Here is a 14,772-nt window from a genome sequence, read left to right as displayed (position 1 = left end):
CTGGCCGCGCCCATGATGGGTCCATGGGCATCCACCAGCTAGCCGCAGCGATCCAGATCCTGCGCGAATCCATCACCGGGTCGCTCCCGCGCGGAGCGATCCAAGTGCTCCTTGAGCTGATGGCTTCCTGCTGCGCGCTGCTGGCCAAGCTCTCCTGCACCCTGCGCGAGTCCGATGACCCGCGGGTGGCGGCGGGGCATGCACGGCTGATTGAAACGCTCTACCGCTACACCCTGCGGGAGCAATTGCACTGCGCTATCCATCTCGAATCAACCGGCGCCCACCTGCTGGAAGACGATGAGCTGGCGGCCGTTTCCGCATCGCGGACCAGCTACGACCGCCCCGCCCGCCAGCATTCAGGCCGCGCCCACTACCAGAACACCGGCGACTTCCTGGCCAGCTGGCTGGGGATCAACGCCCATGAGGGGCAGCACCGGGTGAATGACGCGCACCTGCTCATCGCCCGGCGCCTCATGGATGGCAGCACCGCCGCGCCGCGCTTGTCCCAGCTGGCCAGGCTCTACGCCGAAGCGCCGGACCTGGACCCGCGGCTGATTGCCCGCACGGCCCGCGCACTGGACAAATTCGAGCCGGCTGACACGAGCTTCCAAGGCCGGCCGCTGGAATCGTCCGCCCGCGATGAACAGGGCCAGCTGCTCGATCACCAAGCCGCCGTGCTGCTGCAGGAACCTGACCGTGCCACCCGCGAGACCCAGCTCGCGGCAATGCTTTCCGCTGAGCGCAGGGCCCGCAAGCAAACCAGGAACCCGGCACCCGGCATCTATCCGCGAGGCACCGTGGGCGACTGCGACAAGTACGAGCTCTACATCGCCGGGACCCAGCGCGAGGAATTCCGCTCCACCCTGGCCCAGGCCGATAACCCGCGTACCAAGGCAGGCAAAGCCGCCCGTGCCGCCAAATCCGGTTCAAGCGCTGCCCCTGATGATGGCCAGAACGCCTCAGAGGACCAGCAGGAAGCGGATCCCGGGGCAAATGCCGGGCAATCAGCCACCGACGACCTGTTCAGCAGCAAGGAACCACCACCGCCATGGGCCCAGGACGGGCACGGGGAGGAAGAATCCTTGTCCGGAGCGCAGCAACAACCTGACAAGCTTGTTGATGAGCAGGAAACGCGCGGCGCAGGCGGAGCAGGCGAAGGCCTCCAAGCGTCCCTGCTGCTTGGCGATGGGGAGGTTCCGGTGGCCCAGCGCCGGCTCAACGCACTATTGGCCGCGCTGAGAGGGCGCACGGCAGGTGCCGCGCCCAATGGAATCATTCCAAGGATCGGCATCCATATCCAGTTGCGCGATCCGCAGGATCTTGGAGATCCGGCCAAGCTTCGCGCCACCTCCGACCACGGGGTGAAACTCGATTCCGCGGACACCGCACAGCTGATCTGCCAAGGCGAGATCTACCGGGTGGTCTTCGGACCCGATGGGCAACCGCTGGATGTAGGACGCAAGGAACGCTTCTTCACGGATGCAATGAAGCGCGCAATTTTCGCCCGCGACCGCGGATGCATCGTCCCGGGATGCACCGCACCGCCTGAAATGCTCGAATACCATCACGACAACTGGTGGGAACGTGGCGGGTGCACTTCATCGCGCAATGGCAGCTGCCTGTGCCGGAGGCACCACCATGCCATTCATGCAGGATTGCTGACCCTGGTTACCGTTGGGGGACTGGCTCACATCCTGCTGCCCAAGCACCTGGACCCGATGCAGGTACCGCGAAGAAACAGTGTTCCGGTGGCCGCCTGAGCACCCGGAGCCGCGAACTGCTGCACCTGCCGGCGTGGCCAAGATGCTATGGGCGCGAGAGCGCAACTTTCAGTCCGAACCCGATCAGCACTGTCCCGGTGATCCGGTCCATCCAGGACACCGACTTCGCTGAGCCCAGCCAGCGGCCAGCGATCCGAACCCCGTATACCAAGGCCACTGCCCACACCAGGGTCAGTGCAACATGCACCGCCGATAGCCCCACGCCCATGAATAGGGCGTTGGTGCCCGCCGGGGTGAACTGCGGGATCGCGGCGATATAGAAGACGCCGATCTTCGGGTTCAGCACGTTGGTCACCAGCCCGGTCAGGTAGGTTCGATACCTGCTGTGCGATACCGGGACATGGATCGTGGCCAACTGCTTGCCCCGCAGGCTCCGATGGATCATCTGCCCGCCCAGGAACACCAGATAGGCTGCGCCGGCATAGGCCAGCACCTGGTAGGCCAGGGATGAGGCGGCCAGAATTGCCGAAGCTCCCGCGGCCGCGGCCACACCCCAAGCGAATACTCCCGTGCAGATCCCCAGCGCCGCCAGCAGCGCTTCACCGCGTCCCCGGGCAATGGCCGATCGCAGGATCAGCGCGGTATCGACACCCGGAATCAACGTCATCAGGGCGGCAACTATACTGAAACCCAGCAAGGCGGAAGCAACGGTCATGCACTCAATGCTAGAAGCTGCATCTGGGCGCAGACCCCAGGGTGAGCAAGCTCATGATCTTCGCCCGACGCGCGGGGCCAATTAGAGTTGGCCACCACGCACGCTCTCTGGCATAATTGCAGGGTACTCGATTCGCAGTGGCCCCTCTCTCCGCTATGAATCCTGTCCTTTTAGAATCCGACCAGTAAGGCCTGCCCCACAGGTGCTAAAAATTGGATTCGACCATGTTGAGAAACAGGAGACCACAAAAGTGGCCGTAAAGATTCGTCTGAAGCGCTTCGGTAAGATGCGCGCACCTTTCTACCGCGTTGTCGTCATGGACTCGCGCGCTAAGCGCGATGGCCGTGCCATCGAGGAGATCGGCAAGTACCACCCAACCGAGAACCCATCGGTTATCGAGATCGATTCGGATCGTGCACAGTACTGGCTGTCCGTTGGCGCTCAGCCAACCGAGCAGGTACACGCACTGCTGAAGATCACCGGTGACTGGCAGAAGTTCAAGGGCATCGATGGCCAGGAAGGCACCTACAAGGTTGCCGAGCCTAAGCCAGCATTCGTTGCTCCTGACAAGGGTTCGGTGATCCTCCCAGAGGCAATCACCAAGAAGGCTGAAAAGCCAGCTGCTGAAGAGGCAGAGGCCGAAGCTACCGAGGCTGAGTAACAGTGCTCGTTGACGCGCTAGACCACCTGGTACGCGGGGTTGTCGAGGAACCGGAAGACGTCAAGGTCGCCTTGAAGTCCACCCGCCGCGGCGACCTGCTCGAAGTACGTGTGAACCCTGAGGATCTCGGTCGTGTGATCGGACGCCAAGGACGCACCGCACGAGCACTGCGCACCGTAATGGCAGCGTTGGCCAAGGAGCCGGTACGTGTCGATGTAATCGACACCGACCGTCGCCGAGGCTAAGCAACTTAGAGGTCTGGCTTTTAAGTTGGCTTCGAAACGAAAGGAGTTTCCGTCCTAACTAGTGACGGAAACTCCTTTCGTGTTTACCCCTAGAATTTCCATTCCAGTCTCCCGGCACACGCCACGGAACACAGTGCAGAAAGAGCAGCAGACTATGCGATTGCAGGTTGCCCGCATCGGCAAGCCCCACGGCATCCGTGGCGAAGTCACCGCCCAGGTCATGACCGACACCCCGGAAGAGCGCTTCACCGCTGGCGAAGAACTCATCGTCGTCGACGGCCCGGTCAAGACGCTGACCATCGCCAATGCGCGCTGGAACAAGACCATCCTGCTGCTCTCCTTCAAGGAAATCGCCGACCGCAACCAGGCTGAAACCCTGCGCGGCGCGCGCCTTGAGATTGAAGTTTCCGACGAGCCGGAAGACGACTCGGACGAATGGTACGAGCATGAACTGCTGGACCTGAAGGTCATGCTCGATGGCGAGCAGGTCGGTACCATCACCGCACTGCGCACCAATCCCGCCCAGGACCTGCTGGTCTTCGAAGACGCTGACGGCCAGGAGATCTACCTCCCGTTCGTCGACGAATTCGTCCCGGAGATCGATCCGGAAACCGGCATCGTAGTCATTACCCCGCCGGCAGGCCTGCTGACCTTGAACAGCGATGAAGACGGCAGCGACGAAGAGGGACAAAAGTAAGCCATGCGTCTTGACGTCATCTCGATTTTCCCTGAGTACCTCCAGCCACTCTCGCTTTCGCTGATCGGCCGCGCCGCCGAAGACGGCATCTTGGATCTGAACGTCACCAACCTGCGCGACTTCACTGCCGACAAGCACCGCAAGGTCGACGACACCCCGTACGGTGGCGGCGCCGGCATGGTGATGATGCCGGAACCATGGGGACAGGCACTGGACGCGGTGCGCCCAGCCGATGCTGGCGGCCCCAAGCCAACCCTGATTGTCCCTTCGCCTGCAGGCGCCGTCTTCAACCAGCAGATGGCTTACGACCTTGCCGAGGAAGAGCATCTGGTCTTCGCCTGCGGCCGCTACGAAGGCATCGATGAGCGCGTCATCGAATACGCGCACGAGAACTTCAACGTCATCCCCGTATCCATCGGCGATTACGTGCTCAACGGGGGAGAAGTGGCCGTGATGGTGATGGTGGAAGCCATCGCCCGGCTGATCCCAGGAGTCATCGGCAACCCGGAATCGCTGGTAGAAGAATCCCACTCGGATGTTCTGCTGGAATACCCGGTGTACACCAAGCCGGCCTCCTGGCGCGGCCGCGATGTCCCCGAGGTGCTGCTCGGTGGCAACCACCAGCGGGTGGGACGGTTCCGCCGCGACGAGCAGATCAAGCGCACCGCAGCGCGTCGCCCCGACCTGATCACGCAGCTGGATGCCGAGAGCCTGAACCGCAGGGACCGCGATGCCCTATGGCACAGCGGATTCGCGCTCGTTGACGGTGCCATAACCCCCAAGTCCGAATTGGACTGGGCTACCGGCGCCGGCACCGAGAGCGACTAAGAGGCCAAAATCACTCGAAAGCCATTTCGGGCAAACTCGCATCGGCTTCGCTGATACGGCATAATTGTTTCTTGGTGTGTTTTTGTTCGACTCCTGCCGCAGGGGGAAGCTCGAGCCACAGAAGACCGCCGCACCGTTTGCTAGAGGCAATCGGTGGTACAACGTTCCGGGGATTTCACTGGTTTCGACCGGTGTCGGGCCCCGCTACGAGGATTCGGTGACCTGCGGCATTGATCCTAGGAGATGCACTATGCATATTCTTGACTCTGTTAACGCAGCCTCGCTGCGCTCCGACGTTCCAGCCTTCGGCCCAGGCGACACCCTGAAGGTTCACGTCAACATCATCGAAGGCAAGAACTCCCGTGTTCAGGTCTTCCAGGGCTACGTCCTTGGTCGCCAGGGCCAGGGTGTTGGCGAGACCTTCACCGTTCGCAAGGTTTCCTTCGGCACCGGTGTTGAGCGTACCTTCCCAGTTCACTCCCCAATCATCGACAAGATTGAGGTTGTGACCAAGGGTGACGTTCGTCGTGCAAAGCTGTACTACATGCGCGATCGTCACGGCAAGGCTGCTCGCATCCGCGAGAAGCGCGACTTCAGCGCAAAGAAGTAATCTGCGTTCTTCAATGAACCGGATTGCACGCACTGAGCGGGCAACAATGAAGCGCCGGGCCTTTTCATGGGTCTGGCGCTTCGCTGTACTCGCCATCACTCTTGGTCTGCTAGCCACCATCGTCATTCGCGCCACCCTGATCGACGTCTTCCATATCGAGTCCAACTCCATGGAATCCACGCTCAACCCTGGCCAGAGCATCGCCGTAGACCGCCGCGCTTACTCGGATGCCGAACCGCAACGCGGAGACATCATCGTCTTCGATGGCCGCGGCTCGTTCCTGCCCTACGCCAAGGCCAGCTTCGCTGATGATCTGCTGGGGGCGTTCAGCCTCACCGGGAGCAGCAATAAGTACGTCAAGCGCGTCATTGGCGTTGGGGGAGACACAGTGGAATGCTGCAGCGCCGATGGGCGACTGCTCGTCAACGGCGAGCCTGCAGACGAGCAGTACATCTTCGCCGGGGACGCTCCGAGCGAACAGAAGTTTTCCGTAGAAGTGCCGGTTGGCCGCTTGTGGGTCATGGGCGATCACCGCTCCACTTCCAAGGATTCGCGGGCATTGCTGGGCGCAAGCGGCGGCGGAATGATCAGCGTCGAGCGCGTCACGGGCAAAGCGACCGAGGTGATTTGGCCGCTCGATCAGCGTTCAGTAATCAGATGACACGCCGTAACAACCGGCGATTTTGATAGCGCCAGATGGGTAGAACTACCCATCTGGCGCTATTTTTCTAGGTTAATGGAATTAATTCGGATGGATTTCCATCCCACCCGATTTGCTGTGCAATTGGTGTGTAAATTTCGCGACAACACTCAGGATCCACCAAGCTGACTAGGGATTAGAAAGAGAAGTCCAATCTTAAACCAATACTACTGGCACGTAAGTTGTAACCAAGCTCGATGAGGGTAGAGCTATTTGACTAGGTGAAACGGGTTCTGGAATTTATATTTTTGTTGGATTCGATGGTTGAAAAGCTGTGTCGGAACAAAGTATTGTTTCATTTTGGTAACAACACCTGTGCTTACGCGCGCGCCCTTAGGTAAGGGGACGCGCGGGCACTCGCACCATAAATCTGGGAGAAGCATTAATGCCACATCCAAAAAAGAAGACTGCGCAACGCGGCATCGTTGCAGCAGCCGCGACCGCCTTGGTGGTCGGCTCTAGCTTCATGCCTGCCGCAGCGGCGCCAACGGCCTCCGAATCGCCGTCTGCGTCCGCTACGGCAAGCGAGAAGCCTTTGGCCAGCGAAACCGCTCTGGACACCGAGGGGCTCGACAAGGCTATTGAGAAGGACCTCAATAAGTCCGTTGAAGAGTACGTCAAGGACGGGGAGACCAGCGACGCTGCTTCCAAGGTCCGCGATGAACTGAATGCGAAAGGCATTGACGCCACTGCCTCGGTGAAGGACGGCAAAGCCGAGATCACCGTAAGCAAGAAGGACGCTGCCAAGGCCAAGGAGATCGTCAAGGCCAGTGCAGCTCCGGCTCCTATCGTAGTGACCGAAGTTGACTCGCAGGTCAAGACCGTAGACAAGGTCTACACCGAGCTTTTGGCCAACATCGAGCCGAAGGAACTGAAGCGCATCACCGCTATCCTTCAGACCAACGATGGCTTGAAGATCTACGCAAAGGGCTTCGACGAGAAGGAAGCTGCGGACGAACTGAAGTCCAAGTCCGCTGGCTCCCTGCCTGAGAAGCTGACCGTTGAGCAGTTCGTCAGCGAAGCTACGCACGTTGACGGTGTAGAAAGTTCGGGTGTTGCCAAGACCACCGCCGCAGAGGATATTTACGGTGCCCTGGGTTACGCAATGGACAAGTCCGGCGCACCTACTAGCACGTCGACGGTCTGCTCGCTCGGATTCACTGCGTGGACCGCAGAGGGTGAAGATGCCATCATCTCGGCTGGGCACTGCTCGGAAGATGGCGCCACCAAGATTTTGGGCCTTGCCGAACAGTCGGTACCAGGCCAATCGCCAACGCTGGGTGCCGAGCTGGGTACCTTTGGATTCAACCAGTTCGGTGGTCCGGGTAATTCGGGCCTATCTGCCGAAGAACTGAACTCCTTGACCGAGGAAGAGTTCAATAACCTGGAACCAGGCACGGATATCTCGGTGATCGATAACATCAATCCTGCGCTGAACCTGCATGCTGCCGTGTCCGAATGGGTTGACGGCAAGGAACCTCGCGACGACGTTATCAACGTGACTGGCACGACCAAGGCTCTCGTCGGGTCGGAAGCTTGCTCTTCGGGCCGTACCACCGGTTGGAGCTGCTCCCCGATCATCGGCGAAGGTGTCTTCTTCGTCGGCGGCTCGGACCAGACCTACCGTTCAGTTGCTGGCTATGTCGCTGAAAATCCTGGCCAGAGCGTGCTTGACCAGGGTGACTCCGGTGGCCCAATGCTGGTTGGCAGCAAGGCTGCAGGCATCAACTCGGCCAACGCCGCAGGTGAAGACCTGGAGGAAAACACCGCTGATGACATCGCCATGTACACCTCGCTCGATGATGTCTTCGACAAGGGCTACATTGATGGCTACACGCTGAAATTCCATATCAATACCCCTGCCATCACGGTGGAAAACGGTACTGAAGTTGAACCTGGTGAAGCAATCACCGGTACCCTTGCCAATGCTCCGGCTGGCACCATCATCCGTGTGGTCGTTGACGGCAAGCTCTACAAGAAGGTTGAGCTGGACGCTAAAGGAAACTTCTCGTTCCCAGCCCCGGAAGAACCAGGAAAGTTTGCGTTCAGCGTTGTGGCCAAGAACGGCTTCAACACCTCTGAGCGGGTCAACGCCAACGTCGTGATCGTTGCTGCGCCGACTCCAACTCCGACGCCGACTCCAACCGAGGAACCGACTGAGGAGCCAACCGAGGAACCTACCGAGGAACCAACTGAGGAACCAACTACGGAGCCTTCCGAGAGCACCTCGCCATCGCCTTCCGAGGAACCAACTACTGAGCCTTCCGAGAGCACCTCGCCATCGCCTTCCGAGAGCACCTCGCCATCGCCTTCCGAGGACGAAAGCGACAAGCCATCGGAGAGCACCTCTCCTTCCGCTTCGGAGGACGACGACAAGTCGGAAGCTCCGAAGGACCAGAAGGACGACGAGCCAAGCAAGTCTGCAACTCCAAAGGAAACTCCTAAGAAGGACGATCCTTTGGCGGATACCGGTTCGAACAGCGTTCCGCTGATCGCCGCCGGTGGCGCAATGGCCCTGGCCGGTGCGGCATTCCTGCTGTTCCGCCGCAACGCACGTCGCCACGGCTAAGGGATTCTGATCCGGCGGGACTGGGTCCTGCTGAAAATGCCCCGCTACTTGAGAACAAGTAGCGGGGCATTTTTACTTGGCACACATGTAGTTCCTTGGTTGCTCTACGATTTCGGCACTAGTCTCAAAGCTAAGATCGTTGCGGCAACGTGAATATCACCGAGGTGTAAATTATGAATTTCAACGCTAGAACTTCACGCACGCCAATCATGCTGGCCTCTACTGCCGCCATGGCTGCCCTATTGCTAACCGGCTGTGGTCAGGGAACTGATCCAGGTGCGCAGGCTACGGCCAGCGCCACGGCATCGGAACCCTCGCAGCAAACAGAAAACTCGAGCGGGAACACCGTGGACCAAGACGCATTGCTCCAGACTAATGACCAGCTCTCCGAAGCCTTGGGCGATGAATACGTCCAGGGTTGGATCAAGGACGGGCAGCTGAACGTTTCGACGACCAGCGAAGAGCAGCTATCCGTTATTGAAGAAGCCGGGGCTATCGGGCACCTAGTCCAATTCAGCAGCGAGGAGCTTCGTTCGGCGATTTCCGAAATCATGAAGTGGCAGGGCAAGCAGGAAAACCCCGTGCGCACTGCCATCCATGCATACACGCTGAATCCTGAAACGGGCGGCATCACCCTGTCGGTGGATAAGAGCCAGCTGGACGAAGTCCAAAAGCTGATTGAAGCTGAGAAGCCCATCGGCGAAATCCCCGTGGACTACAAGCAGAGCGGTGGCATCATGTCGCCTGCTGCCACCCAGTAGCCCGCAGCCCGCTTGAACGGACGCACCAATGGCCAGGCCCGGCGACGGACCTGGCCATTGGTGCGTTTCTGGGCAACTGGCCGTGGCTATGCAATGATCCGTTGCGCCTGGCAAGACACGTAAGATGGGGATTACACGCGACAATGGAAGGTACTAATCGAATCGTGAGCGCAGCATCAGCAGAGACTCCTCCAAGCAGGGGACCCCTATACAAAATATGGCGCTTCGTCCGCGAGATTGTCATCATCATCGCGATCGCGCTGTTGCTCTCGTTCGTGATCAAGACCTTCTTCTTCCGTGCCTACTACATCCCGTCAGGCTCCATGGAGCATACCCTCGAGGTCAACGACAGGATTTTCGCCAACCTCATGGTTCCCGGGCCGTTCGAGCTGGAACGTGGCGACGTCGTCGTCTTCCGCGATGACCAGGAATGGTTGCCACCGCTGACCGAGTACCCCACCGCGTTCCAGAATGTGCTCTCCTTTGTCGGAGTGCTGCCAGCGGCTGATGAGCAGTACCTGGTCAAGCGCATCATCGGCATGCCCGGTGACACCGTGGAATGCTGCACCGCGGAAGGTGCCATCACGATCAACGGCGAGCCCATAGACGAGCCGTACATCTTTGACGGCGACAGCCCGTCAGACATGGAATTCAAGGCGACCGTCCCAGAGGGAAAAATCTGGGTGATGGGTGATCACCGAGGTGCCAGCGCGGATTCCCGCTTCCACGCCGATCGCCAGGGTGGCTTCGTCGACCTCGAATCCGTCCAGGGCCGCGCTTCGGTGATCTCTTGGCCAACCTCGCGCTGGGGCATCGTCGACTCGCACGAAGAAGTCTTCGCCAACGTCCCGCACGCAGTGGCGAAGTAGGGGCACCGCCCATGGCCGTTTTGAAGAGCAAGGCAACCACGCTAGAACATGAGCGCGCCTTGGCAGCCAAGCATGGGTTCCGCTATATCGCAGCGGTCGATGAGGTGGGACGCGGCGCCTTGGCTGGTCCGATTACCGTCGGCATGACGGTGATAGATATTGAGCAGGTCACGGAGTTCCCAGCGCTGCGCGACTCCAAGCTGCTGAGCCCGGAAACCCGTACGGAACTGGTCGATCCAGTTCGCCAGTGGGCCGTGGGCTATGGCGTCGGGCATGCCTCTGCGGCTGAAATCGATGAGCTGGGAGTTACTGGCGCCCTGCGCCTGGCCGGATCGCGGGCCATGGAGCTGTGTGCGGTACAGCCCGAGGCGGCGCTTCTGGATGGCAGCTACGACTGGCTGACCGCACCGGAACCGGATCTCTTCGACATCCTGGCCGATGACCGCGAACCAGTGGGCCTGCACATCCCGGTGACGACCATCATCAAAGGCGACATGACCTGCCAGGCGATCGCCGGAGCTTCCATCCTGGCCAAGGTCGAACGCGATGGAATCATGGTTGATCTGGCCATCGAGCATCCGGCCTTCGGCTGGGAGATCAACAAGGGGTATGCCACCGCTGCGCATCGTGCCGCGATCGTTGCGCAGGGTCCCTGCGACTACCACCGCAAGAGCTGGAACTTGACTTCGGGTGCTGATCAGGCCCAAGGTGAAGCCACGACAAAGAAAGCAAAGTGATGGCTGCCGACGACCTGGAAAACTACGAGTCCGACATGGAACTGCAGCTATACCGCGAGTACAAGACCGTGGTGGGGCTGTTCAATTACGTGGTCGAGACCGAGCGCCGCTTCTACCTGGCCAACCAAGTGGACGTGAAGACCCTGTCCAACGCCGGGGAAGTGTACTTCGAGTTGAACCTCACCGACGCGTGGGTCTGGGACATCTACCGCCAAGGGCGCTTCGTGAAGTCCGTCAAGGTGCTGACCTTCAAGGACGTCAACGTCGAAGAACTGAACCCTGACGAGTTCCAGATCCCGAAGGATGGGCTGGGCTCCTAACAAGAGGCACTGCGGCATTCGATCGCTGGCTCTGTTCCTGGAACAGAGCCGGCGATCTCGCTTAAAGCGAATTGTCCACATTCCGCGGCGGGCGCCGCCGCTGTGGACCATAATTCTCCGACGATGTTTCCATTACGGATCGCAGACATCGAGGAGCAAACATGCAGACCGCGAAGCAACGCCTAGGGACCGATGGCGAACAAGCTGCCGCCGCATTTCTCACCGGGCAGCACTACGAAATTCTCGATCGCAATTGGAGATGCCCAGCAGGGGAGCTGGACCTGGTAGCAAGAGCCGGCAACGGTCAGATCACCGCCATCGAAGTCAAAACGAGGTCCTCGCAACGCTATGGATCAGGCTTCGAGGCGATCAGCGCGGCAAAATTCCGCCGGCTCAACAGGCTGCTGATTTCCTGGGCCCAATGCCATCGCATGTTTCTCGCCGAACTTCGCGTGGACATCGTCGAGGTCTATCTGACAACAACAGGGTTCGAATGCCGGCTGCATGAGAACGTGCGCTCATGAGCACCGCGCGCACCAGCGCAGTGGCCCTGCACGGGGTCAGCGCCTCACTGGTGGAAGTCGAGGCCGACCTCGGCAACGGCATCCCAGGATTCGTCCTGCTGGGCTTGCCCGATGCATCTTTGAGCGAGGCCCGTGAACGAATCAAAGCCGCGGCAAGGAATTCAGGGATTCCTCTGGCAAACCGGAAACTGACGGTCAATCTTTCGCCAGCCACCCTGCCCAAGTATGGATCAGCTTTCGATCTGGCCATCGTCATCGCCGCCTTGGCCGCTGATCAACAGCTGTTCGCGTCACCGAGCACGCTGTACATGGCGGAACTCGGCTTGGATGGCACCTTGCGGCCAGTACCCGGGGTGCTGCCAGCGGTGCAGCTAGCCAAGGTCCATGGTCTTGACCGGGTGATCGTGGCCGAGTCTAACGGGGCAGAAGCGAGGCTGGTGCATGGAATCGAGGTCATGGCGCTACGCCATCTGGGACAGGTTCTCACCTGCTGCGGAGCCCCAGCCGAACAGGTCACCACTTACCTGCGCCACCGGCAGCCGCAGGCGCCTACCGAATCTGCTGGCCCTGCCGCAGGAACTGCTGCCTCGGGCGATGCGGACCTGGGCCTGGTCAACGGGCAGCAGGAAGCTCGGCTCGCCTTGGAACTGGCCGCGGCCGGCGGGCACCACCTGATCATGGTCGGACCGGCCGGTGCCGGCAAAACCATGCTGGCCAAGTGCCTGCCATCGATTCTGCCGCCACTTGATGACCTGCAAGCCCTTGAAGCCACCGCGGTGCATTCCATTACTCGGGGCGGATCCGGGGAATTGGACCAGCTGCAACGCACCCCGCCTTTCGTGGCGCCGCACCACACCGCGTCCCGTTCAGCCCTGATTGGCGGCGGAACCGCCCAACTCATTCCCGGGGCCATTACCCGCGCGCACCAGGGCATTCTATTCCTCGATGAAGCAGCGCAATTCCACACCGGAGTACTTGATGCGCTTCGCCAACCGATCGAGGAAGGCTATATCAACCTCGCGCGGATACGCGGCCACCAGCGGCTGCCGGCCCGTTTCCAACTCATCATGGCCTCCAATCCGTGTCCCTGCGGAAAAAACTTCGGCACCGGTACCGGGTGCACCTGTACGCCCATGGCCCGCCGGCGCTATTTCGCCCGGCTTTCAGGACCCATCCTCGACCGTGTGGATCTGCAAGTCAGAGTCAATCCGGTAGCGCAGGCACAGCTTCTTAGCGGAGTACCAAATGAATCCAGTGCACAGGTGCGTGAACGCGTCTTGGCCACCCGGGCACGCAGCAAGGAGCGGCTGGGAAAGTTCTCTATTGCTTGCAACGCGCAAATACCAACTCAGATCCTCAGGAATGAACTGGAATACTCGGCCAAGACCCGGGCGGCGCTTGAACAACTCGCCACACGACGCGGGCTCTCTGCGCGTGCCATCCACCGCCTCCTGCGGGTCGCGTGGACGGTTGCAGACCAGCAAGGGCATGCAGCACCGACCGGGGATGATCTGGCCATCGCCGCTCACCTTCGCCAGAACTTGGAAAATAGCTAGGTATGGCCATGACTTTCAACGATGTGAACACTGCCGGAAAAGCCTCGGCTCCAACCAGCCAGGAGCGCCGGGTCTACGCCCATCTGAACCAACTTATCGAGCCCAACGACTATGTGGCCACTGCCTTGCTGGAACTGATGAGCCCACAGGAACTGCTGCGCCTGATCCAGCGGGAGGATTTCTACCCGGCCGCGCTCAAAGCGCCGGTCGACGGAATCCTCGGATTCCACCCGCCCGGGGATGGCGCACAAGACTTGAGGGTAGCCTTGGCCCGATGGAGAAAGCGCCTGTCGCTGAGCAACCCGGCGGGAGCCTTGGATGCCGCTGCGCGCGCGGGTGGCGGATTGCTGATCCCGGACGATGCTTCGTGGCCGCGACAGCTAGCCGACCTGGAACTGGGACGTCCCCTGTGCCTGTGGTGGCGTTCAGCGAACCCGCAATTGCTCGAAGGCCAAGAGCTGGCGCGCAGCGTGTCCATCGTCGGCTCCCGCGATGCCAGTGACTACGGTGATCAAGTCACCTTCGATCTTGGCCGGACCCTGGCCCTGAACGGGTACACCATTGTCTCGGGTGGCGCTTACGGCATTGACGCCAGCGCGCACCGGGCCGCTCTGAGCGTGGACGATTGGCAGCATCCGAACCCGCCAACGATCACGGTTATGGCTGGCGGCATCGATCGGCTCTACCCTTCGGGCAACAGCAACCTGCTCAACCAGATTGTTGCTCGCGGCGTGCTGATCTCAGAGGTGCCTCCCGGAACCACATCAGCACGCTTCCGCTTCCTGAACCGCAACCGGCTGATCGCGGCATTGAGCAGGCTGGTTATCGTCAGCGAAGCGCGCCACCGCTCAGGAGCGCTGAACACCGCCAGCCATGCAGTCGAGTTGGGACGCGATGTAGCGGCCGTTCCCGGAAGCGTTTTCGCGCCCAACTCCGCAGGGTGCCACCGATTGATTGCAGAAGGCAGTGCGGCCTTGCTCGCCAGCCCGCAAGATGCGCTGGGCCTGGTTGGCCACCACTGCCAAGCAGAGCCGCGGAGTGCCAAAGTTCAGCAACGCCCGACGGACATCCTGGGTAGGGACGAAGCAATGGTGTACGACATCATGTCCTTCACCAAAGGACTGCTGGTCGATGAGATCTCTGCCCGCAGCGGGGTACCGCTGATCCAGACGCTACGCGCCATCAATCGATTGGAGACACTGCAAATGGCTGCCACCGATGGCCTGGCATGGAAGTTGGTGCGCCAAAACTGACCGGTG

Annotated in this window: 16 protein-coding genes; 15 read left to right on the top strand and 1 reads right to left on the bottom strand. The window is 60.5% G+C overall.

Annotated elements, in window-relative coordinates; translation table 11 throughout:
• Nucleotides 1-23 precede the first annotated feature (23 nt).
• Nucleotides 24-1,760 (top strand): HNH endonuclease signature motif containing protein, encoded by a 1,737-nt coding sequence (locus M2368_RS04910; RefSeq protein WP_105661207.1) that lies wholly within the window; start codon nucleotides 24-26, stop codon nucleotides 1,758-1,760.
• A 46-nt stretch (nucleotides 1,761-1,806) separates the two neighbouring features.
• Here the strand turns inward: M2368_RS04910 and M2368_RS04905 are convergent, their stop codons facing one another.
• Nucleotides 1,807-2,436: a LysE family translocator gene (locus M2368_RS04905; protein WP_498724075.1), complete on the bottom strand. Its 630-nt coding sequence runs from the start codon at nucleotides 2,434-2,436 to the stop codon at nucleotides 1,807-1,809.
• Nucleotides 2,437-2,686: 250 nt separating this feature from the next.
• Between M2368_RS04905 and rpsP the strand changes: the two genes are divergently transcribed.
• From rpsP to dprA, 14 genes are all read left to right on the top strand, one after another.
• Nucleotides 2,687-3,097: a 30S ribosomal protein S16 gene (gene rpsP, locus M2368_RS04900; RefSeq protein WP_105657730.1), complete on the top strand. Its 411-nt coding sequence runs from the start codon at nucleotides 2,687-2,689 to the stop codon at nucleotides 3,095-3,097.
• A 2-nt stretch (nucleotides 3,098-3,099) separates the two neighbouring features.
• Nucleotides 3,100-3,342: an RNA-binding protein gene (locus M2368_RS04895; RefSeq protein WP_038991490.1), complete on the top strand. Its 243-nt coding sequence runs from the start codon at nucleotides 3,100-3,102 to the stop codon at nucleotides 3,340-3,342.
• Between the two features lie 154 nt (nucleotides 3,343-3,496).
• Nucleotides 3,497-4,039 carry a ribosome maturation factor RimM gene (rimM, locus tag M2368_RS04890; RefSeq protein ID WP_498724074.1) on the top strand — a complete coding sequence of 181 codons (543 nt, stop codon included), beginning with the start codon at nucleotides 3,497-3,499 and terminating at the stop codon, nucleotides 4,037-4,039.
• A gap of 3 nt (nucleotides 4,040-4,042) precedes the next feature.
• Complete coding sequence (gene trmD, locus M2368_RS04885; protein WP_105661210.1) at nucleotides 4,043-4,867, top strand: tRNA (guanosine(37)-N1)-methyltransferase TrmD; 825 nt, start codon at nucleotides 4,043-4,045, stop codon at nucleotides 4,865-4,867.
• 250 nt (nucleotides 4,868-5,117) lie between these two features.
• A complete protein-coding gene (gene rplS / locus M2368_RS04880; protein WP_105657733.1) occupies nucleotides 5,118-5,477 on the top strand; it encodes a 50S ribosomal protein L19 in 360 nt (119 codons plus the stop codon).
• 13 nt (nucleotides 5,478-5,490) lie between these two features.
• Nucleotides 5,491-6,138, top strand: coding sequence for a signal peptidase I (gene lepB / locus M2368_RS04875; protein ID WP_402741333.1), 648 nt, complete (start codon nucleotides 5,491-5,493; stop codon nucleotides 6,136-6,138).
• A 424-nt stretch (nucleotides 6,139-6,562) separates the two neighbouring features.
• Complete coding sequence (locus M2368_RS04870) at nucleotides 6,563-8,746, top strand: S1 family peptidase (protein ID WP_483561295.1); 2,184 nt, start codon at nucleotides 6,563-6,565, stop codon at nucleotides 8,744-8,746.
• Between the two features lie 173 nt (nucleotides 8,747-8,919).
• Complete coding sequence (locus M2368_RS04865) at nucleotides 8,920-9,507, top strand: hypothetical protein (protein ID WP_133833437.1); 588 nt, start codon at nucleotides 8,920-8,922, stop codon at nucleotides 9,505-9,507.
• Between the two features lie 164 nt (nucleotides 9,508-9,671).
• The gene (gene lepB, locus M2368_RS04860; protein WP_286134220.1) at nucleotides 9,672-10,376 is read left to right on the top strand and encodes a signal peptidase I; all 705 of its coding nucleotides are present in this window, start codon (nucleotides 9,672-9,674) and stop codon (nucleotides 10,374-10,376) included.
• An 11-nt stretch (nucleotides 10,377-10,387) separates the two neighbouring features.
• On the top strand, nucleotides 10,388-11,113 hold the full coding sequence (rnhB, locus tag M2368_RS04855) for a ribonuclease HII (protein WP_105657738.1): 726 nt from the start codon (nucleotides 10,388-10,390) through the stop codon (nucleotides 11,111-11,113).
• The gene (locus M2368_RS04850; RefSeq protein WP_105657739.1) at nucleotides 11,113-11,433 is read left to right on the top strand and encodes a DUF2469 domain-containing protein; all 321 of its coding nucleotides are present in this window, start codon (nucleotides 11,113-11,115) and stop codon (nucleotides 11,431-11,433) included. The genes rnhB and M2368_RS04850 overlap by 1 nt, the downstream gene beginning before the upstream one ends.
• Before the next feature lie 161 nt (nucleotides 11,434-11,594).
• A complete protein-coding gene (locus M2368_RS04845; RefSeq protein ID WP_105657740.1) occupies nucleotides 11,595-11,957 on the top strand; it encodes a YraN family protein in 363 nt (120 codons plus the stop codon).
• Nucleotides 11,954-13,513: a YifB family Mg chelatase-like AAA ATPase gene (locus M2368_RS04840; protein ID WP_498724073.1), complete on the top strand. Its 1,560-nt coding sequence runs from the start codon at nucleotides 11,954-11,956 to the stop codon at nucleotides 13,511-13,513. The genes M2368_RS04845 and M2368_RS04840 overlap by 4 nt, the downstream gene beginning before the upstream one ends.
• A gap of 8 nt (nucleotides 13,514-13,521) precedes the next feature.
• On the top strand, nucleotides 13,522-14,766 hold the full coding sequence (dprA, locus tag M2368_RS04835) for a DNA-processing protein DprA (RefSeq protein ID WP_498724072.1): 1,245 nt from the start codon (nucleotides 13,522-13,524) through the stop codon (nucleotides 14,764-14,766).
• Nucleotides 14,767-14,772: the final 6 nt, after the last annotated feature.

Source organism: Arthrobacter sp. JUb119 (genome assembly GCF_024807995.1).
Classification (GTDB): domain Bacteria; phylum Actinomycetota; class Actinomycetes; order Actinomycetales; family Micrococcaceae; genus Glutamicibacter.
This window is presented reverse-complemented; position numbering and strand designations above follow the sequence as displayed.

Coding starts and splice junctions, on each gene's coding strand:
- M2368_RS04910 (WP_105661207.1), top strand. CDS start 24: ATGGGCATCCACCAGCTAGCCGCAGCGATCCAGATCCTGCGCGAATCC.
- M2368_RS04905 (WP_498724075.1), bottom strand. CDS start 2,436: ATGACCGTTGCTTCCGCCTTGCTGGGTTTCAGTATAGTTGCCGCCCTG.
- rimM (WP_498724074.1), top strand. CDS start 3,497: ATGCGATTGCAGGTTGCCCGCATCGGCAAGCCCCACGGCATCCGTGGC.
- trmD (WP_105661210.1), top strand. CDS start 4,043: ATGCGTCTTGACGTCATCTCGATTTTCCCTGAGTACCTCCAGCCACTC.
- rplS (WP_105657733.1), top strand. CDS start 5,118: ATGCATATTCTTGACTCTGTTAACGCAGCCTCGCTGCGCTCCGACGTT.
- lepB (WP_402741333.1), top strand. CDS start 5,491: ATGAACCGGATTGCACGCACTGAGCGGGCAACAATGAAGCGCCGGGCC.
- M2368_RS04870 (WP_483561295.1), top strand. CDS start 6,563: ATGCCACATCCAAAAAAGAAGACTGCGCAACGCGGCATCGTTGCAGCA.
- M2368_RS04865 (WP_133833437.1), top strand. CDS start 8,920: ATGAATTTCAACGCTAGAACTTCACGCACGCCAATCATGCTGGCCTCT.
- rnhB (WP_105657738.1), top strand. CDS start 10,388: ATGGCCGTTTTGAAGAGCAAGGCAACCACGCTAGAACATGAGCGCGCC.
- M2368_RS04850 (WP_105657739.1), top strand. CDS start 11,113: ATGGCTGCCGACGACCTGGAAAACTACGAGTCCGACATGGAACTGCAG.
- M2368_RS04845 (WP_105657740.1), top strand. CDS start 11,595: ATGCAGACCGCGAAGCAACGCCTAGGGACCGATGGCGAACAAGCTGCC.
- M2368_RS04840 (WP_498724073.1), top strand. CDS start 11,954: ATGAGCACCGCGCGCACCAGCGCAGTGGCCCTGCACGGGGTCAGCGCC.
- dprA (WP_498724072.1), top strand. CDS start 13,522: ATGACTTTCAACGATGTGAACACTGCCGGAAAAGCCTCGGCTCCAACC.